We start from the raw sequence: 20,977 nt of genomic DNA, 5'->3' as shown, positions 1-20,977 counted from the left end.
CCATCACGGCGCGCCCCGCATCAGGCCGACGGGCTGCCGTCCGCGTGCGCCTCGGCGAGGATCTGCTGCACCTCGCCGTCGGTCGTCTGCGAGAAGTCGATGTAGTGCATGCCCACCGCCATGAATCCGCGAGGCGTCGAGAGGCAGACCACCTCGTCGACCTCGGGCATGGCGGCGATCTCGGCGACGCTGTCGGGCGCGCCGACGGGGACCGCGAGGATCACGGTCGCCGCGCCGAGCTCGCGGGCGACCCGGCAGGCGACGCGCGCCGTGGCACCCGTGGCGACCCCGTCGTCGACGATGACGGCCGTGCGGCCCGCGAGGTCGATGATCGGAGCATCGCCGCGGAAGCGCACGACCCTCGCCTCGAGCTCCGCTCGCTCACGACGCTCGGCGGCGTCGAGCTGCGCCTGCGACACGCCGCCGCTGCGCAGCACGTCGTCGTTCAGCACGCGAGCACCGCGCTCGCCGATCGCGCCCATGGCGACCTCGGGCTGATACGGAAGACCCAGTTTGCGCACCACGAGCACATCGAGCGGGGCGCCGAGCGCGCGCGCGAGCTCCGCCGCGACGGGCACGCCGCCGCGGGGAAGTCCGAGGACGACGGGCCGGTCGAGCCGCCGCCCCTCGAACGCGCGAGCGAGTTGCCGCCCCGCGTCGCGCCGGTCGTTGAAGTAGTCCATGTCGCCCCTCCGTTCTGGTCGCCGGGGTGGGGGCATCCGCACTATGCCCGGTCGATGCCTTCCAGCAGAGCTTCCTGGAGCGGGCCGGCCAGCATGGGCGGCCGCTCGACCTCGACGCCGAGGGCCTGCAGCGCGCTGGCGAAGTACACCCGGGCGGATGCCGCGATCGCGATGTCGACGATCTCCTGATCGCTGAAGCCGACGTCCTTGAGCCGCTGCGCGTCTGCGGCGGTCATGTCGGACGCATCGCGCCCGACCTGCTCGGCGAAGCGCATCATCTCGACCTCCGCCTCGCTGAGATCAGCGTCCGTGTAGTCGCGGGCGATGCGCTCGAGCTGCGCCTCGTCGAACAGCTTGAGCGACTTCACCCCGTGGGCGAGTCGACAGTGTCGCGACTTCGCACCCCGGGCCGCCGCCAACGTGACGAGTTCGTAGCGGCGAAGGCCGAGCGGCCTGGCGACGGACCGGATCAGCGATTCGAAGGCACGGTATGCCCCGGTGTTCATCGCCATGGCCTTCGTATACGACGGGACGTACCCGAGCGTCTCGACGTCGTCGGCATAGAGCTCGGCGACCTCGCCGTCGGCCTCGGACTCGGGAATGGTACGGATGATCGTCATGCGCGGGCCTCGATCTCGGAGCGGTCTCTCCTCATGCTGGCAGGTCGCCCGACCCGCCGCCAGCAGTCGCTGCAACTCCTGCTTATAGTTGGTGCCTCCCCGAGCGTCAAGCCCTTTCGTCGGGCAACGCGCCCGTCTACCGTTGTATCTACGGACGGCACACCACGACGAGATGGGGAACACCAGAGTGGCGGGCCGGTCGGAGAGTTTCACAAGCGCCTGCGCGTCGACTGAGGGGTCGACGTCCAGGGCGGGGGAGCGGGTCGGATGACTGGGGGTCATCCGACCCGCATCATTTCTGCCTCCGCTGCGTTCCCCCCTGCTGCATCGTCTCTGCCGCCGCTGCGCCCTCCTGGCCGACTACGGACGCCGCGCCTGTGCGAGCGTGCCGGACGCGTGCATGCGTGCCGGAATTCGTGTTGCGATGCCGGTCGCCTACACTGGGGAAATCCTTCCCCCGGAACGGGGGAACCCGTTCTCTTGGGAATCGGCGAGGCCACGGCGTCGTCGGGCTTGGAGTGTCCGTGGGGCGTCACAGCACCAAGGCGCCGGCGAAGAAGCCGGGCCGTGCGCTCATCCTGTCCGCTATCGCTGCGCTCGCCGTCGTCAGTGTCATCGCCACCGGGGTGTATCTCTGGGTGGGCGGTCACCTGAATCCGCTCTTCGCCTCGGCGGAAGCCGGCTGTGTCGAACCCCAGCAACTCGTCGTCGTGGCAGATACCTCGATCGCTCCGGCACTCACCGAGATCGCGGAGGACTTCGACGCCGCTCCGGAGCAGTGCGTCGAGACCATCGTGAAGGCGCAGGATTCGGCCGACACCGCGGCCGTCCTCGCCTCAGGCACGTTGAACGCCGACGTCTGGGTGCCCGAGTCGAGCGTCTGGCTCGACCGCACCGCCGCCACCGCGTCCTCGCTCGGACAGAGCACGCCCGACGTGCAGGTGGGCGAACCCGTCGCGACGACTCCCGTCGTGCTGGCCGCTCCCGCGGCGCGCGCGGCCGAGATCGCGGTGGAGCCGGTGACCTGGGCACGCGTGCTCTCGGGCACGCTGCCGACGATCCTGCCCGACCCCGAGGCGTCCTCAGCGAGCCTCGCCGGGCTCCTCGCGCTGCGCGCGCACTCCTCGCCCGACGATCCCCGCCAGTTCGCGGGTGCCATGATCGAGCTGGGCAAGTCGATTCCGGCGTCGACCGGTGCGGCGATCGGGTCGTTGTCCGCGGCGCAGCAGCCGAGTGTCGTCGTCACCACCGAGGCCCAGGTGGCGGCCTACAACCTCGAAGCGCCCGCCGAGACGCTCGTGGCCGCCTACCCGTCCGACGGCACCGTGCTCCTCGACTACCCGTTCGTGCGCCTGCCGAAGGCCGCCGGGGACGACGAGTCCGATGCCGCGGACGAAGCGGCCGATGCCGCCGACGCGGCCGATGCGGCAGATGACGCGGACGCCGCCGACATCCCGTCGCGCGCCGAACTGGTCGATGCCTTCGAGGCATCCGTTCGCGACGGCGCCGAATCGCTGGCCGCCGTCGGATTCCGCGGCCCGGACGGCACCGGCTCCCTCGACGTGCCGGGGCTCGCCGCCGAGGCGCCGCCCGCGCAGGAGGCGAAGCCCGACGCGGCCGCCCAGCTCGAGATCCTGCGCGCATGGGGCGTCCTCACGCTGCGTTCGCGCATGCTCGCCGTCATCGACGTCTCGGGCTCCATGGAGGAACCCGCCGAGAACGGCCTTCGGCGCATCGACATCTTCCAGCAGGCGGCCGTCGGCGCCATGGAGAAGTTCTCTGGCGAGGTCGAGCTCGGCGTCTGGCTCTTCTCGACCGCCCGCAACGGCGACGTCGACTACGAGGACGTGTCGCCGATCGCGCCGCTCGCCGACCTCGCCCACAAGCAGCAGATCGCCGGAATCATCCAGTCGCTGCCCGGACGCCTCGGAGGTGCCACGGGGCTCTACGACACGACCCTGGCCGCCGTGCAGCGGGTTCGGGAGTCGTACGACCCCGAGAAGGTCAACACCGTGCTCGTCATCACCGACGGCAAGAACGAGGACGAGAACGGCATCGATCTCGAGACCCTGCTCGCGGAACTCGAGCGCACGAACGACCCCGCCAGGCCGGTGGCGGTCATCATGATCGGGTTCGGCCCCGACACCGACCTCGCCGCGATGCAGCGCATCGCGCAGGCGACCAAGGGGGCCGCCTACTCGGCCTCCAAGCCCGAGGATCTGGGTACCGTGCTCGTCGACGCCCTGTCGCAGCGCACCTGCCGCCCGAACTGCGGCTGACGTACCGAACGGCGAACGGGCCCGGCGTCGTGCCGGGCCCGTTCGATCAGGCGGGGAGTACCGGGCCGAAACCCGACCGGGTCGTCACACGGTGTCGGCGACGTCGGCCTCGGCGGTGTGCTCGACGTGGGCTCCGGGCATCATGTCGGCGGGCTTCCGCACGAAGAACGCACCGACGATCGCGAGGAGCGACAGGATCGCGCCGACCATGAACGCGCTGCGGATGCCGGACGAGGCCGCAACCTCGGCCGTCGCGCCGGTCGTCGCGAGACGTGCGGCCTGCGACGTCATGACCGTGATGAAGAGCGCCGTGCCCGCGGCACCCGCCACCTGCTGGATCGTGCCGACGGTGGCCGAGCCGTGCGAGTAGAAGCGCGGCTCGATCGACCCGAGCGCCGACGTGAACAGCGGCGTGAACATGAAGGCGAGTCCGGTCGAGAGCGCCACATGGGCGGCGAGCAGCATCCATGGCGAGGTCTGCTCGGTCACGAGCGTCAGCGACCACAGCACGCCGCTCACCACGATCGAGCCGGGCACCAGTAGCGGGGTCGGCCCGAAGCGGTCGTAGAGACGACCGACCCGCGGGCCGAGGAGTCCCATGATCAGGCCGCCCGGCAGAAGCAGCAGGCCGGTGTAGACCGGCTCGAGGTGCAGGACGTCCTGCAGGTAGACCGGCAGCAGGATGATGGTGCCGAAGAGTGCCGCCATCATCACCGTCATGAGCCCGACCGAGACCGCGAAGTTGCGAGTCTTGAACGTGCGCAGGTCGAGCAGCGCTCGATCGTGTCGCTGCAGGATGAGCTGGCGCACGATGAACGCCGCCACGCCCAACGCCCCCACCGCGAGCGCGATCCACATCTGGGGAGCTGAGGCCACGTCGGTGCCGCTCGCGACGCCGCCGACGAGGCTCAGGCCGTAGACCAGGCCGCCGAAGCCGAACGCCGAGAGCACGATGGAGAAGACGTCGATCGGGATGACGCGCGTCTCGCTGACGTTCTCGACTCGGCGGTAGCCGATGACGAGCATCACGAGGGCGATGGGGAGCACGAGCCAGAACATGAACCGCCACGACAGGAAGTTCAGGATCAGGCCCGAGATCGTCGGCCCGATGGCGGGCGCGACGGACATCACGATGGAGACGCGGCCCATGATGCGCCCGCGGTCGGACGGAAGCACGAGGGTCATGAGGGTCGTCATGAGCAGCGGCATCATGATCGCGGTGCCCGTCGCCTGCACCACACGGGCGAGCAGCAGCACTTCGAAGCCGGGCGCGAGGGCCGCGATGAGCGTGCCCGTCGAGAACAGGCTCATGGCCGTGATGAACATCGGCCGGGTCGCGAACCGCTGCAGCAGGAAGCCCGTGATCGGGATGACCACGGCCATGGTGAGCATGAACGCGGTGGTCAGCCACTGCGCGGCCGACAGCGTGATGTCGAGGTCGTCGACGAGGTGGGGGATCGCCACGCCCATGATCGTCTCGTTCAGGAAGACGACGAAGGTGGCGGCGAGCAGCAGCCAGATGACCCGGTTGTTCCGGGCTCCGTGCAGCGCCTCGGCGTCGGAGTGTTCGTGAGGCTGCTCGTCGCGGGTCTGCGCGGCGAGGTCATCGAGGTCGGGAGCGGTGCGTTCGGTCAAGGAATGCATCCAATCGGGATCGGCGCGGGTGGGCGCCGGGGAAGAGCGTCGAATACGTGGGTCAACCGGCCCCGATCGGCGGAGTATTCCCAGATCGGGAGAAGGATCGGAATGTATGGAAACCGCGGGGCCGAGGCGAGAGGTCGTGCCGGTGCTACTCGGTGTCGACGGGCTCGTCGTCGGACGGAATGACGGTTGGATCGATCATGGTGCGACGATAGCGCGCACCACCGACACGGCACGGGCGACGGATGCCGCGGCCTCATCGATGTCCTCGGCGGTCGTCTCGGAGCCGAGGGTGAAGCGCACCGCCGTCTGCGCGACCTCGGCCGGCACGCCGATGGCGGTGAGCACGTGCGACGGCTCGTCGCTGCCCGCGGCGCACGCGGATCCGCTCGAGCAGATGACGCCCTGCCGCTCGAGTTCGAGCAGCACGGCCTCGCCGCTCGTGCCGGGGAAGACGAAGGAGACGGTGCCCGGCAGCCGACGCACGGGGTCGCCCGTGAGGCGCGCCCACGGCACGTCGGCGGTGACGCGCGCCACGAGCTCGGCGGCGAGGGCGCCGACGCGGGCTGCGGCATCCGTTCGCCCGGCCTCCGCGAGGCGCAGGGCCGTCGCGAACGCCAGGGCGCCGGCGACGTTCTCCGTGCCCGACCGGCGACCGCGCTCCTGCCCGCCGCCGTGCAGCACCGGCTCGAGCGGGATGCGGCCGCGCACGATGAGGGCGCCGGTGCCCTTCGGTGCGCCGACCTTGTGGCCGGCGAGCGACATCGCGTCGACGCCGAGCGCGTCGAGCGAGAGCGGGAGCCAGCCGGCCGCCTGCACCGCGTCGGTGTGCATCGCCGCGCCCGACGCGTGCGCGACGGCCGCGAGCTCGGCGATGGGCTGCACGGTGCCGATCTCGTTGTTGGCGAGCTGCACCGACACGAGCGTCGTGTCGGCACGGATGACCCGGGCCAGCGCCTCGGGCTGCACGAGCCCGTGCTCGTCGACGTCGACGAACGAGACCTCGAACCCGTGCAGTCGCGCGAGGTGATCGACCGACTCGAGCACCGCCTCGTGCTCGATGGGCGACACCACGAGGTGCCGGCCGCGCGGGTTCGCGAGCGCGATGCCCTTGATCGCGAGGTTGTCGGCCTCGGTGCCGCCGCTCGTGAACACCACGTCGCCGGCGCGGCATCCGATGACCGCCGCCACGTCGGCGCGGGCCGCGTCGAGGGCACGGGCCGCCTCCTCGCCGAGCCCGTGATGGCTCGAGGGGTTGCCGAACGCGTTGGTGAGGAACGGCCACATCGCCTCGAGCGCCTCCCGTCGCACGGGAGTCGTCGCGGCATGGTCGAGGAAGATCACGTGCCGCCTCCTGGGGCCGGCGCCTCGATCACGACGTCGAGCCCGAGGTCGAGGGCGCGGGCCGAGTGCGTGAGCGCGCCGACCGAGATCACGTCGACGCCGGTGGCGGCGATCGCGCCGACCGTGTCGAGCGAGACGCCGCCGGATGCCTCGACCACGGCCCGTCCGGCGATGCGCGCGACGCCCGCCCGCAGGTCGTCGAGGCTGAAGTTGTCGAGCATGATCGTGTCGGCCCCGCCGGCGAGCACCGCGTCGAGCTGGTCGAGCCGGTCGACCTCGACCTCGAGATGGGCGGTGTGCGGCATCCGCTCGCGCGCCTCGCGGAGCGCCGTCGCGAGGTCGCGGCCGCCCGCGGTGAGCACGGTGAGGTGGTTGTCCTTGGCCATGACGGCGTCGGAGAGCGAGCGACGATGGTTGCGCCCGCCGCCGTCGCGCACGGCCTGGCGCTCGAGGCTTCGCAGTCCCGGCGTGGTCTTGCGGGTGTCGACGATGCGGGCGCGGTTGCCCGCCACGGCGTCGACGTAGCGTGCGGTGAGCGTGGCGATGCCCGACATGCGCTGGAGCAGGTTGAGCGCCACCCGCTCCGCGGTGAGGATGCCACGGGCCGGGCCCTGCACGCGAGCGAGCACGTCGCCCGCCCCGAACCGGTCGCCGTCGGCGGCGAGCCGCTGCACCTCGATGCGCGGGTCGACGAGGCGGAACGCCGCCGCGAACACCTCGATGCCGCTCACGACCCCCGGCTCGCGCGCGACGAGCTCGGCGGTCGCCGTCGCTGCCGCGGGGATGAGCGTCTCGCTCGTGAGGTCGCCCCATGGGGCGTCCTCGTCGAGGGCGGCGGCGACGATGCGGTCGATCTCGCGGACGTCGGTCATCAGGCGGCCGCCTTCGCAGCGCCGGCGGTCACGGGCTCGGCGGTCACGGGCTCGGCGGTCACGAGGTCGATCGCCGGGTCGTCGGTGCGGAAATGCGCCCCGCGGCTCTCGGTGCGTGCCAGCGCGGCCGCGACCGTGAGCCGGGCGAGGTCGAGCAGGTTGCGGTCCTCGGCGGTGCGGCGGTCGCGCACTTCATGAGCGCGCCAGTCGCTGAGCCGAGCGGATGCCGCGACGAGGCCGGCCTCGTCGCGCTCGAGCCCGACGTGCTCCCACATGAGGCGCTGCAGCTCGCCGCGGTCGACGACACCGGTGCCCGCGCCCGCGCTGCTCGGTGTTGCGGATATACGATCCGACACCCCGCGGACCGAGGCTCCCGCTCCGGCGCGTCCGATCGTATATCCGCCGTCCTGTGCGCGAGCGGGCGATGGAGCGCCCAGGGCGCGCACCGCCCGGTCGGCGAACACCGCCGCCTCGAGGAGCGAGTTCGACGCCAGCCGGTTCGCGCCGTGCACGCCCGTGCGGGCCGTCTCGCCGACCGCGAAGAGTCCGGGCAGCGTGGTGCGCCCGTCGAGGTCGGTCACCACGCCGCCCATGGCGTAGTGCGCCGCGGGCGTGATCGGCACGGGTCCGGCAGACCAGTCGAATCCGGCCTCGCGACACGCCGCGTCGAGGCTCGGGAACCGCTGCGCCAGGAACTCGGCACCGAGCCCGGTCGCGTCGAGGAACACCGGCTCGCCGCCCTGCTCGGCCATGCGTCGCCACACGGCGCGCGCGACGACGTCGCGCGGGGCCAGCTCGCCGCGCGGATCCACCTCGAGCAAGAAGCGCTCGCCGTCGCGGTCGACGAGCAGCGCGCCCTCGCCGCGCACGGCCTCCGAGATGAGCGGCGTGCCCGGAGCATCGAGCGCGGTCGGGTGGAACTGCACGAACTCGAGGTCGGCCACGGCTGCGCCGGCCCGCCACGCGGCCGCGACGCCGTCACCGGTGGCGACCGTCGGATTGGTCGTGTGGGTGTAGAGGCATCCGCTTCCGCCGGTCGCGAGCACGACGGCGTCGGCGCGTCGCTCGGTCATGGCTCCGGATGCCGCGAGCAGACGAGCCCCGACCACGCGGCCGCCCTCGACCACGAGGTCGGCGAGCATCGTCTCCTCGTCGATGCGCACGGCTCGACGCCGCACGGTCGCGACGAGCGCGGCCTCGATCGCGGCACCCGTCGCGTCGCCGCCCGCGTGCAGGATGCGAGCGCGCGAGTGCGCCGCCTCGAGCCCGCGCTCGAGCCCGGACTCGCCGCGGTCGAACTCCACGCCGAACCGGATGAGGTCCCGCACCCGCGCGGGGCCCTCGTCGACGAGCACTCGCACCGCCGCGGGGTCGGCGAGGCCCGCCCCGGCGGCGATGGTGTCGTCGTGGTGGCGCTCGACGGAGTCGTCGGGGAAGAGCGCCGCGGCGATGCCGCCCTGCGCGTGGCGCGTGTTGCCGTCGGCGAGCACCGTCTTCGTGACGAGCTCGACCGTGTGCCCCGCATCGGCGGCCTTCACCGCCGTCCAGAGCCCGGCGATGCCGCCGCCGACGACGAGGACGTGCACCATGGTCAGGCCGCCCTGGTCGAGCCCGCAGCGGGCGCGCCCGCCGCGGCCGCAGGAGGCTTCGCCGCGAGCATCCGCTCGAGGGCGAGGCGAGCCGGGTCGGCCACCTCGTCGGCCACCTCGATGCGGTTCACGACGCGACCGGCGACGAGTTCCTCGAGCACCCAGGCGAGGTAGCCGGGGTGGATGCGGTACATCGTCGAGCACGGGCACACGACCGGGTCGAGGCAGAAGATGGTGTGCTCGGGATGCTCCGCGGCGAGGCGCTGCACGAGGTTGATCTCGGTGCCGATCGCGAACGTCGAGCCGGCTGGCGCCGCCTGGATGGCCTTGACGATGAAATCGGTCGAGCCCGAGGCATCCGCTGCGTCGACGACGGGCATGGGGCACTCGGGGTGCACGATGACCTGCACGTCGGGGTACTGTGCACGCGCGGCGGTGATCTGGTCGACCGTGAAGCGCTTGTGCACCGAGCAGAAGCCGTGCCACAGGATGACCCGGGCGTCGGCGAGCTCGTCGATGGTGTTGCCACCGAGCGGCTTGCGGGGGTTCCACATCGGCATCTGCTCGAGCGACACGCCCATGGCCTTCGCGGTGTTGCGGCCGAGGTGCTGGTCGGGGAAGAACAGCACGCGCTCGCCGCGCTCGAACGCCCACTCGAGCACGGTCTTCGCGTTCGAGGACGTGCACACGATGCCGCCGTTGCGACCCACGAATCCCTTCAGGGCGGCCGACGAGTTCATGTACGTGACCGGGATGACCGGGACGCGGCCGTCTGGGCCCGGCGTCGACAGGTCGCCGTAGACCTCCTCGAGCTGCTCCCATGCCTCCTCGACGCTCGACTCGTCGGCCATGTCGGCCATCGAGCAGCCCGCGGCGAGGTTCGGCAGGATGACCGCCTGCCCGGGACTCGACAGCAGGTCGGCGGTCTCGGCCATGAAGTGCACGCCGCAGAACACGATCGCCTCGGCATCCGGCCGCCCCTTCGCGGCGTTCGCGAGCTGGAACGAGTCGCCCGTGAAGTCGGCGTGCTCGACGACCTCGTCGCGCTGGTAGAAGTGGCCGAGCACCACGACCCGGTCGCCGAGGGTCGCCTTCGCGGCCCGGATGCGCGCGTGCAGCTCCTCGTCGCCGGCCTCGCGGTACTCGGCGGGCAGCGTTCCCTGTCGCGGCGAGCCGGTGGGGATCACGTCGCCCATCGAGGATCCGGGGCCGTAGCCGGCGGGTCCGGCGTCGAACTCCCACGGACCCTTCGCGAGGTCGGGCGTGCACGTGCTGCCCCCGGTCGCGCCATTCGTGATCAGCTGGATCGCGCGGTCGACGGATGCCGCGGCGCGGGTGGGGATGGTGGGGGTGCTCATGACGCTGGCCTCTCTCTCATGAACGGTTCGCGGGACTCGGCCGTCACGGCGGAGGTGTCGTAGCGGTAGAGCTTCGGGGGGCGGTGGGGCGCTCCGGCGAGGCGCTCGCCGGTCTCGCGGAGGCGGCCGGACGCGATCATCTGGCGCCGGAAGTTGGCCGGGTCGAGGCCGCGCTGCAGCACCGCCTCGTACACCTCGCGGAGTTCGGCGAGCGTGAACGTCTCGCCGAGGAACGCGTGCGCGATCTCCGCGTACTCGACCTTGTTGCGGAGGCGCCAGAGCGCGTACTCGATGATGCGGTTGTGGTCGAACGCGAGCGCCGGCAGCGTGTCGGCGGGTACCCAGCGCACGTTCGGGCCGGCGGTCGCGCGCGCGGCCTCGTCGCTCTGCACGAGCGCCCAGTACACGACCGACACGACACGGGCGTCGGGGGAGCGGTCGACCTGCCCGAAGGTGTAGAGCTGCTCGAGGTACTTCGGCGCGAGCCCGGTGGTGGCGCGCAGGGTGCGGGCGGCGGCGACCTCGAGCTCCTCGTTCGGCGGCAGCCAGCCGCCCGGCAGCGCCCAGGATCCGCGCTGCGGCTCGCGCGTGCGGCGCACGAGCGGCGTCCAGAGCACGGGCCGACCCGCGTGGTCGGGTCGCAGGGCGAAGATCACGGTGGACACGGCGAGACGTGCTGGGCGCTCGTGCGGCTGCGGCATCCGGCTACCTCGGTCTCTCGGTACGGCTTAGAGTCAGTATGACTCGAAGTGTGCTGGGCTCAGCTTACAGTCACTCTGACCAGAACGCCAAAACCGTGACGGGCGCTCCGGGCCGATGCACCGCGAGCCCCGGGTCGGCCGACCTGCGGGCACGGGGTTGCAGCGGCCGCGGGCCGCGTCGGCTAGGATCAGCCGTACAACCTCATACCGGGCCATCGACGCGTCGCGGGAGAGCCGCAAGGTCTGCAGCAGCAGCACCGGCCGGCACCGAAGGAGCAAGCCTCCCCGCCAATCTCTCAGGTCACCTACACCGCGATGACGAGGCCGCTCTGGAAAGCGGATCGGGCGATTCCCGCCCACGTCCCGCCGACGGTGAAAGCGCGAGCGATCGCGTGAATCTCTCAGGCCCACGACAGAGGGGGAGTTCCCAGCGGCATCCGCCGACCGCCCACGCGACTCTGGAGAACTCCGTGACCGATTCCGGCACCACTGCCCCTGGCACCGACGAGCCCGGTACCACCGAACCCGAACGACGCAGCCCGCTCGACGCGGTGCACCGCGCCGCCGGCGCGAGCTTCACCGACTTCGCCGGATGGCAGATGCCCGTGCGCTACTCGAGCGACCTCGCCGAGCACCACGCGGTGCGCACGCACTCCGGGATCTTCGACCTCTCGCACATGGGCGAGATCGTCCTCCTCGGCCCGGGCTCCGCGGCCGCCCTCGACCACGCGCTGGCCGGACGCCTCTCGGCCATCGCGATCGGGCAGGCGAAGTACTCGCTGCTCCTCGCCGCCGACGGCGGCATCATCGACGACCTCGTCGTCTACCGCACGGGCGAGGACCGCTACATGGTGGTCGCGAACGCCGCCAACGCGTCGGTCGTCGCCGACGAGCTGCGCGCACGCGCCGAGGGCTTCGACACGTTCGTCGCCGACGAGAGCCGCGACATCGCGCTCATCGCGCTGCAGGGACCCGACGCGCGCGCGGTCATCCTCGAGACGCCCGGATTCGGCGTCGACGGACCCGGCAACGACGAGGAGGACTTCGACGTGCGCCTCGACGCGCTCGGGTACTACCGCGCGTTCCCCGCGACGTTCGAGGGCGAGCCCGTGCTCATCGCGCGCACCGGCTACACGGGCGAGGACGGCTTCGAGCTCTACCTCGCACCCGACCGGGCCACGCGCCTCTGGGAGGCCCTCCGCGAGACGGGCGGCCCCCGCGTGGTGCCGTGCGGACTCGCGAGTCGCGACACCCTCCGCCTCGAAGCCGGCATGCCGCTCTACGGGCACGAGCTGAGTCGCGACATCCAGCCCGTGCAGGCCGGTCTCGGCCGCGTCGTGGCCCTCGACAAGCCCGATGACTTCGTCGGCCGTGCCGCCGTCGAGCAGGGACCGGCAGCGGATGCCCCGGTGCTGGTCGGCCTCGAAGCATCGGGCCGCCGCGCACCGCGCGCCGGATACGCGGTGTTCGACGGCGACGGCGACGGCGCGCGCCGGGTCGGCGAGGTCACGAGCGGTGCCCTCTCGCCGACGCTCGGGCACCCCGTCGCCATGGCGTTCGTCGCTCCGGATGCCGCGGAGACGGGCCGTGGCCTGTACGTCGACGTCCGTGGCACGCGCGTCGCGGCTTCCGTCGTCAAGCCGCCGTTCTACCGGCGCACCACCTGACCCAGCACCGCAGCGACGCAGCACACCGAATGACCGAGGAGAGAAGCATGACCGACCAGACCACCCTGCAGTACACCGAGGAACACGAGTGGGTGCGCCGCGACGGCGACTCCGTGACGATCGGGATCACCGACTACGCCGCCGAGAAGCTCGGCGACGTCGTCTACGTCGACCTGCCCGCCGCGGGCACCAGGATCACCGCGGGGAGCGTCGTCGGCGAGATCGAGTCGACGAAGTCCGTCGGCGAGCTCTTCGCCCCCGTCGACGGCGAGGTCGTCGAGGCGAACCAGGCCGTGATCGACTCGCCCGAGCTCGTGAACAGCGACCCGTTCGGAGAGGGCTGGCTCATCAAGGTCACGGCCGCCGACCTGCCGAAGCTCCTCTCGCACGACGAGTACCGCGCCCTCACGGGCGAATAGGCCGAACAGACCGCTCTCGCACCCCGGTCTCGAGACGCGGGCTGCGCCCGCCCCTCGACCAGCGACCCCAAGGAACACCATGACCCTCAGCACCTCCTCGGCCTTCGACGTCGACGCCTTCGGGCGGCGGCACATCGGCACGACGCCGCACGACCACGAGTGGATGCTCGCGGCGCTCGGCTACGACTCGCTCGACGCGCTCATGACCGCCGCCGTGCCGACCGCGATCCGCATGGGCGAGGTCGTCGACTCGGCGATCCCGGCCGCGGCGACCGAGCGCGAGGCGATCGCCGAACTCCGCGCGCTCGCCGACGCGAACACGGTGCGCACGTCGATGATCGGACTCGGCTACTCGGGCACGATCACGCCCGCGGTGATCCAGCGGAACGTGCTCGAGAACCCGAGCTGGTACACCGCGTACACGCCGTACCAGCCCGAGATCTCGCAGGGGCGGCTCGAGGCGCTCATCAACTTCCAGACGATGGTCGCCGACCTCACGGGACTCGACACGGCGAACGCGTCGATGCTCGACGAGGGCACCGCGGTCGTCGAGGGGATGCTCCTCGCCCGCCGCGGCTCGAAGTCGAGCTCGAACCGCTTCGTGGTCGACGCCGACGCGCTCCCGCAGACGCACGCGCTGCTCGCGTCGCGCGCCGCCGCCGTCGGGATCGAGCTCGTCGTCGCCGACCTCGACGAGAGCACCGACGTGGCCGCCCTCGGCGAGCACTTCGGCATCTTCGTGCAGTACCCGGGTGCGTCGGGCCGCGTCTGGAACCCGGCATCCGTCATCGCCGCCTCGAAGGAGCAGGGGGCGGTCGCGGTCGTCGCCGCCGACCTGCTCGCGCTGGCGCTCGTGACGAGCCCCGGCGAGCTGGGGGCGGATGTCGCGGTCGGCACGTCGCAGCGATTCGGCGTGCCCATGGGCTTCGGTGGCCCGCACGCGGGCTACATGGCCGTGCGCAAGGGCCTCGAGCGGCAGATGCCGGGTCGTCTCGTCGGCGTCTCGCAGGACGCCGCGGGTCACCCCGCCTACCGCCTCAGCCTGCAGGCCCGTGAGCAGCACATCCGCCGCGAGAAGGCGACCTCGAACATCTGCACGGCGCAGGTGCTGCTCGCCGTCATGGCCGCCATGTACGCGGTGTACCACGGGCCCCGGGGCATCCGTCACATCGCCGTCACGACCGCGGCGAAGGCGACGGCGCTCGCCGGATGGCTCGCCGAGAACGGGCAGGAGCTCGTGCACGACGCGTTCTTCGACACGATCCGGGTGCACGTGCCGGGGCGCGCGCGGAACGTCGTGGAGCGCGCCCGCGGGCTCGGCCTCAACCTCTGGGAGGTCGACGAGGCGACCGTGCAGGTCGCGGTCGACGAGACGACGACCTGGGAGGACCTGCAGGCCGTCGTACGCGCGTTCGGCGAGGATGGCGCGCCGTTCCGCGCGGGCAGCGGCTCGATGCCGAACGCGCTGCCCGACGGCCTGCGCCGCACGAGCCCGTACCTCGAGCACCCGGTGTTCAACACGCACCAGTCCGAGACGCAGATGATGCGGTACCTCAAGCAGCTGGCCGACCGCGACTACGCGCTCGACCGCGGCATGATCCCGCTCGGCTCCTGCACGATGAAGCTCAACGCGGCGACCGAGATGCAGTCGGTGACCTGGCCCGAGTTCGCGAACCTGCACCCGTTCGCGCCCGAGGCCGACGTGGTCGGCACGCTCGGGCTCATCGAACAGCTCGAGACCTGGCTCGCCGAGGTCACCGGCTACGACACCGTGTCGCTGCAGCCGAACGCCGGCAGCCAGGGCGAACTCGCGGGCCTGCTCGCGATCCGCGGATACCACCGGGCGAACGGCGACGACGAGCGCAACGTGTGCCTCATCCCGTCGAGCGCGCACGGCACCAACGCGGCATCCGCCGTGCTCGCCGGCATGCGGGTCGTGGTGGTCGCCACCGACGCGCTCGGCAACGTCGACCTCGACGACCTGCGGGCCAAGATCGCCGACCACGCCGACGACCTCGCCGCGCTCATGATCACCTACCCCTCGACGCACGGCGTCTACGAGCACGAGGTGAAGCAGATCACCCGGGCGGTGCACGACGCGGGCGGCCAGGTGTACATCGACGGCGCCAACCTCAACGCCCTGCTGGGGTACGCGCGCTTCGGCGACTTCGGCGGCGACGTCTCGCACCTCAACCTGCACAAGACGTTCTGCATTCCGCACGGCGGCGGTGGGCCCGGCGTCGGCCCGGTGGCGGCGAAGGCGCACCTCGCGCCGTACCTGCCCGGCCACCCGATGGCCCAGCGCGCCGATCACGCGGGCGGCGTGTCGCACGACGGCGGCCCGGTGTCGGCGGCGCCGTACGGCAGCCCGTCGATCCTGCCGATCTCGTGGGCCTACGTGCGCATGATGGGCGCGGAGGGGCTCAAGCAGGCCACGGCCGCCGCGGTGCTCGGGGCGAACTACGTCGCGGCGCGACTGCGCGACCACTTCCCGGTGCTCTACACGGGCGAGAACGGGCTCGTCGCGCACGAGTGCATCCTCGACCTGCGACCGCTCACCGCAGCGACCGGCGTGACGGTCGACGACGTGGCGAAACGCCTCATCGACTACGGCTTCCACGCCCCGACCATGTCGTTCCCGGTCGCGGGCACGCTCATGGTCGAGCCGACCGAGTCGGAGGACCTCGCCGAGCTGGACCGGTTCGTCGAGGCGATGATCCAGATCAAGGCCGAGGCCGACGCCGTCGGGCGCGGCGAGTGGCCCGCCGACGACAACCCGCTTCGGAATGCGCCGCACACGGCGGAGTCGGTCGTCGCGGGGGAGTGGACGCACCCGTACACGCGCGAGCAGGCCGTGTACCCCGTGCACTCGCTCGTGCGCAACAAGTACTGGGCGCCCGTGCGCCGCATCGACCAGGCCTACGGCGACCGCAACCTCGTGTGCGCCTGCCCGCCGATCGAGGCGTTCGCGTAGCGCCCGTCGTCGTCGTCGTGGTCGCCGCCGTCGTCGTGGTGCGGTGCCGGATGCGCATCGATGGTGAACCGGATGCCCCGCCGTCTCGTGTACACGCCAGGAGGTGACGGATGCCACCAGATGACGACCGACGGCTCGTCGCGCTCTACGACGCGCACGCCGCGAGCGTGTGGCGCTACGTCGTGCACCTCACGGGCAACCCCTCCGGCGCCGACGACATCGTGCAGGAGACGCTGCTGCGGGCGTGGCGGAGCCCGCGCATCCTCGCCCAGGAACCCGAATCGACCAGGGCGTGGATGTTCACCGTGGCGCGCAACCTCGTGATCGACGAGGCGCGCAGCGCGAGGCGCCGCCACGAGGTCGGCGTCGCCGAGACGCCCGAGCGGGTCGGCTCCGACGGAACCGACGCGCTCTTCGAGAGCCTGCTCGTCGAGGAGGCGCTCGCCGGGCTCGACTACGAGCATCGGGCGGTGATCGTGCACGCCTACTACGGCGGGCGCAGCATCGCCGAGGTCGCCCGACGGCTCGGCATCCCCGAGGGTACGGTGAAGTCGCGGCTGCACTACGGCCTGCGAGCACTGCGGCTCGCCCTGCAGGAGAAAGGGGTGACCCGATGAACGCCGACCGTTCCGTCGACCACGAGCGCTTCGCCGACTGGGACTCGGCCTACGTGCTGGGCGCCCTCTCGCCGGCCGAGCGCCGCGAGTACGAGGGTCACCTCGAGACGTGCGACCGCTGCCGCCGGGCCGTCGAGGAGCTCACGCCGATGCCGGGCCTCCTCGCCCGGCTCACCCCCGAGCGCGCGGAGGCGCTCCTCGAGGAGGGCGACGGCGAGGGTGCGGTTCCGCCCCTCGCGCCGCATCCCGAGCTGCTGGCCGCGGTGCGCCACGAGGCGCGGCGTCGTCGCATCCGCCGCTCCCGGGTGCGCTTCGCCGTGGCGGCCGTGGCCGGGGCGACCGCACTGACCGCCGTCGTCGTGCCCCTCGGGCTCACGAGGACGCCGCCGGGCGTCGAGGTCGTCGCCTTCGACACGGTCGCCGACGTGCCGGTCACCGCGACCGCCGAGTTGACCCCGGTCGCCTGGGGCACGCGCATCGACCTCGACTGCACCTACGAGACCGACGGGGCGGATGCCGCGGGCGCGCCGGTCGACGGATGGCCCTACGCGCTCTACGTGGTCGACCGCGACGGTGACCGCCGCGAACTGTCGAGCTGGCGGGCGAGCCCCGGCGCGACGGCACGGCTCGAGGCGGGCACCGCGGTGGCGCTCGAGGACATCGCCTCGCTCGAGATCCGCGCGGTGGCCAGCGGCGACGTGCTCCTGCTCGGCGAGCCGGAGTGAGTTCTCGCCGGCGTGGACTCCGACGGGCGAGGGGATCGGCGACCGACGGCCAGGCTCAGGCCCGCGCCGGCGGTGCCGCGTGGCGCCCGCTCCCGAACCTCAGTCGATGGTCGGATGCCTCGACGGGCGTGGCACGGCGAGCGGCCACGCGTCGCTCCGCCTCGCGGATCTCGGCTTCGGTCGAGCGCATGCGCCGCTCCGTCGCGCGGGCCGAGAGACCACCCGCGGCGATGGCGTGTGCTAGGTCCATGGTGCCGTCCCCCTGACCCGCGGCTCGATCCCGACCGCGGCCTGATGCCATGCTCGCGGGATCGGCGACGCCGCGGATCCGGGAGGTCCCTCCGACGCCGCCCGGGAGTACACTGAGGTTCTCTCGCATTGGGGGTGCGCATGATCTCCGTCGATCTCATCGCGACGCTCGCGTCGGTCGCGTTCGTGGGGCTCCTCGTCGGAACCTCGGTGCTCGCCTCGAGCGGCCTCGGGCTCGAACGACGCGCCGACCTGCTCGAGCGTCGTGATCCCGGTACCGCCGAGGCCCTCCGCCGAGGCCAGTCGTTCACGGACTACGCGAGCGCGGCCGCGTTCGGTGCCGAGGGATTCTCGGCCGTCTGCACGCCGAGCCGTCGGAGCTGGCACGAGATGGCGCGCGTGCGCGCGGCCGACTCCGACCTTCGCGTCGAGCCGCCCGAGGAGGCGCTGCCGCCGATGCCCGCGACGGTCGTCGCGCTGGCGCGCAGCGAGCACGTGCCGCAGCCGCCGCGGTCGCGGCATCCGGTGCACGCCGTTCGCGCCGCTCAGGCCGCGGGCGTCACGAAGAGCTCGGGCCACCAGCCGAGGGCCAGCGGATAGCCCACGAACGACACCACGTCGAGCACGAAGTGCGCGACGACGAGCGGCATCGTGCGCCCCCACCGGTGGTAGCACCAGCCGAACAGGAGGCCCATCACGGCGTTGCCGACGAACGGGCCGAATCCCTGGTACAGGTGGTAGGTGCCGCGCAGGAGCGCGCTCGAGACGATGGTCGCCCATGGCCCGACGCCGAGTTCGCGGAGCCGCGTGAAGAGGTAGCCGACGGCGATGACCTCCTCGGTGAGCGCCGCCTCGAGGGCGCGGAAGACGAGGATCGGCACCGTCCACCAGAACCAGTCGGCCGGTGACGTCTGCACGGCGACGGTCACGCCGAGTGCGCGCCCGACGGCGTAGAGCGCCAGCCCGGGCACGCCGATGAGGGCGACCAGCAACACGCCGGATGCCGCGTCCCGGGCCGGCCGGGTCAGGTCGAGGCCGATGCGGCGGAACGGGTCGACACCCGGTCGCCACAGCAGGTAGAGCACCAGGGCCACCGCGAAGAGGCCGAAGAGCGGATCGAGGAACTGGTACGTGAAGTCGAGCCACTCCCGCGTCGAACGCGACGGGTTGAGCGCGACGGACTGGTCGCCGAGCGCGCGCTCCTCGGTGAGCTTCGCGATGAGCGAGACCACGGCGTAGACCGCGGACGCCCCGAGCGACAGGCCGAGGACGATGACGACCTCGAGCCGCAGGCGCCGTGCAGTCGACATGCGGATATCCTCGCATGCCCGTCGTTGACGCAAGAATCCTGCGCAGAATACCGGAATCCGCGGGGCGCCGGATTCGTAGATTGCGCGTCGGTAACGGTTTCCCGAAGAGTTTGCGCCGGGGGTGGCCGCTTCATAGTCTCGGTGTACCAGCGGTCCAGTGCGGCCAGAAGCCGTGCTGTCGACGCACATCTCACAGGAGGAACATTGAAGATCAAGAGAACTGGCGTCGCCGCCATTGCTCTTGCGGCTGCGGGCGCACTCGTGCTCGCCGGCTGCACCAGCGGTGACGCCGGGTCGACCGGCGGAGCCGGCGACTCGGCTGCAATCGTCACCACGAACGGCAGCGAGCCGCAGAACCCGCTGATCCCGACCAACACCAACGAGACCGGCGGCGGCAAGATCCTCGACGCGATCTTCGCTGGCCTGATCTACTACGAGGCCGACGGCACCCCCGTCAACGACATGGCCGAGTCGATCGAGACCGACGACGCCCAGACCTACACCATCAAGATCAAGCCCGACCAGAAGTTCTCCAACGGCGAGCCGGTCGACGCGAACTCCTTCGTCGACGCCTGGAACTACGGCGCGCTCCTCTCGAACGAGCAGCTCTCGAGCTACTTCTTCGAGTCGATCGAGGGCTTCAGCTACGACGAGGACTCGGAGCTCACGGGCCTCGAGGTCGTCGACGACCTGACCTTCACGGTCAAGCTGTCGCAGCCCGAGTCCGACTTCCCGCTGCGGCTCGGCTACTCGGCGTTCTTCCCGCTGCCCGCGTCGGCGTTCGACGACCTCGAGGCGTTCGGTGAGAACCCGGTCGGCAACGGCCCGTACATGCTCGACGGCGAAGGCGCCTGGAAGCACAACGAGAAGATCGACCTCGTCGTCAACCCCGACTACGAAGGTCCGCGTCAGCCGGCCAACGGCGGACTCTCGATCATCTTCTACGCGACGCAGGACGCTTCGTACGCCGACCTCCAGGGCGGCAACGTCGACGTGCTCGACCAGATCCCGCCGAGCGCGCTGGGCAGCTACGAGGACGAGTTCGGAGACCGCTCGGTCAACCAGGCCGCGGCGATCTTCCAGTCGTTCACCATCCCGGCTCGCCTGCCGCACTTCGACGGCGACGAGGGCAAGCTCCGCCGCGCCGCCATCTCGAAGGCGATCGACCGCGCTGAGATCACCGACGTGATCTTCGAGGGCGCCGCCACCCCGGCGCACGACTTCACGTCGCCGGTCATCGACGGCTACTCCGAGGACATCCCCGGCTCCGAGGTCCTCGACTTCGACCCCGACGAGGCGAAGAAGCTGTGGGCCGAGGCCGACGCCATCTCGCCGTGGACGGGCACCTTCCAGATCGCGTACAACGCCGACGGTGGTCACGCCGCCTGGGTCGACGCAGTCACGAACCAGCTGAAGAACAACCTCGGCATCGACGCGTCGGGTGCTCCCTACCCGACCTTCGCCGAGGCGCGCACCGCGATCACCGACCGCACCATCCAGACCGCGTTCCGTACCGGTTGGCAGGCGGACTACCCCGCGCTGTTCAACTTCCTCGGGCCGCTCTACGGCACGGGTGCCGGTTCGAACGACGGTGACTACTCCAGCCCCGAGGTCGACCAGCTCCTCGACGAGGGTCTCGCCGAGACCGACCTCGACGCCGCGAACGAGAAGTTCCAGCAGGTGCAGGAGATCCTCTTCCAGGACCTCCCCGCCATCCCGCTGTGGTACCGCACCGTGAACGGCGCGTGGAGCGAGAACGTGGAGAACGTGGAGTACGGCTGGAACTCCGTGCCGCTGTACCACCAGATCACCAAGAGCGAGTAGTTCTCGATCGAGGGCGGTTCGGGGTTAGACTCTGAGGCGCCCGTGGGGCGGCAGCCGAGTGGCTGCCGCCCCACTCCCACGTAGTCACCCGGTGCGAACCCGATC

At 71.6% G+C, this 20,977-nt stretch carries 18 protein-coding genes and 1 riboswitch; of the genes, 8 read left to right on the top strand and 10 right to left on the bottom strand.

Annotation, left to right across the window (positions count from 1 at the left end):
• Positions 1-20: 20 nt before the first annotated feature.
• Both ACVFI9_RS13700 and ACVFI9_RS13695 read right to left on the bottom strand, forming a co-directional pair.
• Complete coding sequence (locus ACVFI9_RS13700; protein WP_474762769.1) at positions 21-683, bottom strand: phosphoribosyltransferase; 663 nt, start codon at positions 681-683, stop codon at positions 21-23.
• 41 nt (positions 684-724) lie between these two features.
• Entirely contained in the window at positions 725-1,303 is a 579-nt protein-coding gene (locus ACVFI9_RS13695) for a carboxymuconolactone decarboxylase family protein (RefSeq protein WP_474762768.1), read from the bottom strand.
• Between the two features lie 524 nt (positions 1,304-1,827).
• Here ACVFI9_RS13695 and ACVFI9_RS13690 point away from each other — a divergent pair.
• Positions 1,828-3,582 carry a VWA domain-containing protein gene (locus tag ACVFI9_RS13690; protein ID WP_474762767.1) on the top strand — a complete coding sequence of 585 codons (1,755 nt, stop codon included), beginning with the start codon at positions 1,828-1,830 and terminating at the stop codon, positions 3,580-3,582.
• A gap of 84 nt (positions 3,583-3,666) precedes the next feature.
• On the opposite strand, the gene ACVFI9_RS13685 is transcribed toward ACVFI9_RS13690, so the two are convergent.
• The 6 genes from ACVFI9_RS13685 to ACVFI9_RS13660 form a co-directional block, all read right to left on the bottom strand.
• A complete protein-coding gene (locus ACVFI9_RS13685) occupies positions 3,667-5,226 on the bottom strand; it encodes an MDR family MFS transporter (protein WP_474762766.1) in 1,560 nt (519 codons plus the stop codon).
• Between the two features lie 195 nt (positions 5,227-5,421).
• Entirely contained in the window at positions 5,422-6,567 is a 1,146-nt protein-coding gene (locus tag ACVFI9_RS13680; protein ID WP_474762765.1) for a cysteine desulfurase family protein, read from the bottom strand.
• Positions 6,564-7,439: a carboxylating nicotinate-nucleotide diphosphorylase gene (gene nadC, locus ACVFI9_RS13675; protein ID WP_474762764.1), complete on the bottom strand. Its 876-nt coding sequence runs from the start codon at positions 7,437-7,439 to the stop codon at positions 6,564-6,566. The genes ACVFI9_RS13680 and nadC overlap by 4 nt, the downstream gene beginning before the upstream one ends.
• The gene (nadB, locus tag ACVFI9_RS13670) at positions 7,439-9,028 is read right to left on the bottom strand and encodes an L-aspartate oxidase (protein WP_474762763.1); all 1,590 of its coding nucleotides are present in this window, start codon (positions 9,026-9,028) and stop codon (positions 7,439-7,441) included. The genes nadC and nadB overlap by 1 nt, the downstream gene beginning before the upstream one ends.
• A 2-nt stretch (positions 9,029-9,030) precedes the next feature.
• Positions 9,031-10,386, bottom strand: coding sequence for a quinolinate synthase NadA (gene nadA / locus ACVFI9_RS13665; protein WP_474762762.1), 1,356 nt, complete (start codon positions 10,384-10,386; stop codon positions 9,031-9,033).
• Positions 10,383-11,087: an NUDIX hydrolase gene (locus tag ACVFI9_RS13660; protein ID WP_474762761.1), complete on the bottom strand. Its 705-nt coding sequence runs from the start codon at positions 11,085-11,087 to the stop codon at positions 10,383-10,385. The genes nadA and ACVFI9_RS13660 overlap by 4 nt, the downstream gene beginning before the upstream one ends.
• Before the next feature lie 216 nt (positions 11,088-11,303).
• A riboswitch (glycine riboswitch) is annotated at positions 11,304-11,410 on the top strand.
• A 147-nt stretch (positions 11,411-11,557) separates the two neighbouring features.
• On the opposite strand from ACVFI9_RS13660, the gene gcvT reads away from it, so the two are divergent.
• From gcvT to ACVFI9_RS13635, 5 genes are all read left to right on the top strand, one after another.
• Complete coding sequence (gene gcvT, locus ACVFI9_RS13655) at positions 11,558-12,754, top strand: glycine cleavage system aminomethyltransferase GcvT (RefSeq protein WP_474762760.1); 1,197 nt, start codon at positions 11,558-11,560, stop codon at positions 12,752-12,754.
• A 47-nt stretch (positions 12,755-12,801) separates the two neighbouring features.
• Positions 12,802-13,173 carry a glycine cleavage system protein GcvH gene (gene gcvH, locus ACVFI9_RS13650; protein WP_474762759.1) on the top strand — a complete coding sequence of 124 codons (372 nt, stop codon included), beginning with the start codon at positions 12,802-12,804 and terminating at the stop codon, positions 13,171-13,173.
• Between the two features lie 79 nt (positions 13,174-13,252).
• Positions 13,253-16,147: an aminomethyl-transferring glycine dehydrogenase gene (gene gcvP / locus ACVFI9_RS13645; RefSeq protein ID WP_474762758.1), complete on the top strand. Its 2,895-nt coding sequence runs from the start codon at positions 13,253-13,255 to the stop codon at positions 16,145-16,147.
• 110 nt (positions 16,148-16,257) lie between these two features.
• Entirely contained in the window at positions 16,258-16,764 is a 507-nt protein-coding gene (locus ACVFI9_RS13640; RefSeq protein ID WP_474762757.1) for a sigma-70 family RNA polymerase sigma factor, read from the top strand.
• Entirely contained in the window at positions 16,761-17,489 is a 729-nt protein-coding gene (locus ACVFI9_RS13635; RefSeq protein WP_474762756.1) for an anti-sigma factor family protein, read from the top strand. Before ACVFI9_RS13640 ends, ACVFI9_RS13635 begins: the two co-directional genes overlap by 4 nt.
• 55 nt (positions 17,490-17,544) lie before the next feature.
• Here ACVFI9_RS13635 and ACVFI9_RS13630 read toward each other — a convergent pair whose 3' ends face one another.
• Complete coding sequence (locus tag ACVFI9_RS13630; RefSeq protein ID WP_474762755.1) at positions 17,545-17,679, bottom strand: hypothetical protein; 135 nt, start codon at positions 17,677-17,679, stop codon at positions 17,545-17,547.
• 200 nt (positions 17,680-17,879) lie between these two features.
• Here ACVFI9_RS13630 and ACVFI9_RS13625 point away from each other — a divergent pair, with 200 nt between their 5' ends.
• Positions 17,880-18,338, top strand: coding sequence for a hypothetical protein (locus ACVFI9_RS13625; protein WP_474762754.1), 459 nt, complete (start codon positions 17,880-17,882; stop codon positions 18,336-18,338).
• Here ACVFI9_RS13625 and ACVFI9_RS13620 read toward each other — a convergent pair.
• Complete coding sequence (locus ACVFI9_RS13620; RefSeq protein ID WP_474762753.1) at positions 18,284-19,048, bottom strand: CPBP family intramembrane glutamic endopeptidase; 765 nt, start codon at positions 19,046-19,048, stop codon at positions 18,284-18,286. The genes ACVFI9_RS13625 and ACVFI9_RS13620 overlap by 55 nt on opposite strands.
• A gap of 204 nt (positions 19,049-19,252) precedes the next feature.
• Here ACVFI9_RS13620 and ACVFI9_RS13615 point away from each other — a divergent pair, with 204 nt between their 5' ends.
• A complete protein-coding gene (locus ACVFI9_RS13615; protein ID WP_474762752.1) occupies positions 19,253-20,872 on the top strand; it encodes a peptide ABC transporter substrate-binding protein in 1,620 nt (539 codons plus the stop codon).
• Positions 20,873-20,977: the final 105 nt, after the last annotated feature.

This window comes from Agromyces sp. NSFZ (genome assembly GCF_056156205.1).
Note: the sequence above shows the minus strand (reverse complement) of the source record. Positions and strands in the feature narration are given on the sequence as shown.

Excerpts from the sequence above, each read along its gene's own strand:
- ACVFI9_RS13700 (WP_474762769.1), bottom strand. The coding sequence starts at position 683 with ATGGACTACTTCAACGACCGGCGCGACGCGGGGCGGCAACTCGCTCGC.
- ACVFI9_RS13695 (WP_474762768.1), bottom strand. The coding sequence starts at position 1,303 with ATGACGATCATCCGTACCATTCCCGAGTCCGAGGCCGACGGCGAGGTC.
- ACVFI9_RS13685 (WP_474762766.1), bottom strand. The coding sequence starts at position 5,226 with ATGCATTCCTTGACCGAACGCACCGCTCCCGACCTCGATGACCTCGCC.
- nadC (WP_474762764.1), bottom strand. The coding sequence starts at position 7,439 with ATGACCGACGTCCGCGAGATCGACCGCATCGTCGCCGCCGCCCTCGAC.
- nadB (WP_474762763.1), bottom strand. The coding sequence starts at position 9,028 with ATGGTGCACGTCCTCGTCGTCGGCGGCGGCATCGCCGGGCTCTGGACG.
- nadA (WP_474762762.1), bottom strand. The coding sequence starts at position 10,386 with ATGAGCACCCCCACCATCCCCACCCGCGCCGCGGCATCCGTCGACCGC.
- ACVFI9_RS13660 (WP_474762761.1), bottom strand. The coding sequence starts at position 11,087 with ATGCCGCAGCCGCACGAGCGCCCAGCACGTCTCGCCGTGTCCACCGTG.
- gcvH (WP_474762759.1), top strand. The coding sequence starts at position 12,802 with ATGACCGACCAGACCACCCTGCAGTACACCGAGGAACACGAGTGGGTG.
- gcvP (WP_474762758.1), top strand. The coding sequence starts at position 13,253 with ATGACCCTCAGCACCTCCTCGGCCTTCGACGTCGACGCCTTCGGGCGG.
- ACVFI9_RS13640 (WP_474762757.1), top strand. The coding sequence starts at position 16,258 with ATGCCACCAGATGACGACCGACGGCTCGTCGCGCTCTACGACGCGCAC.
- ACVFI9_RS13635 (WP_474762756.1), top strand. The coding sequence starts at position 16,761 with ATGAACGCCGACCGTTCCGTCGACCACGAGCGCTTCGCCGACTGGGAC.
- ACVFI9_RS13630 (WP_474762755.1), bottom strand. The coding sequence starts at position 17,679 with ATGCGCTCGACCGAAGCCGAGATCCGCGAGGCGGAGCGACGCGTGGCC.
- ACVFI9_RS13625 (WP_474762754.1), top strand. The coding sequence starts at position 17,880 with ATGATCTCCGTCGATCTCATCGCGACGCTCGCGTCGGTCGCGTTCGTG.
- ACVFI9_RS13620 (WP_474762753.1), bottom strand. The coding sequence starts at position 19,048 with ATGTCGACTGCACGGCGCCTGCGGCTCGAGGTCGTCATCGTCCTCGGC.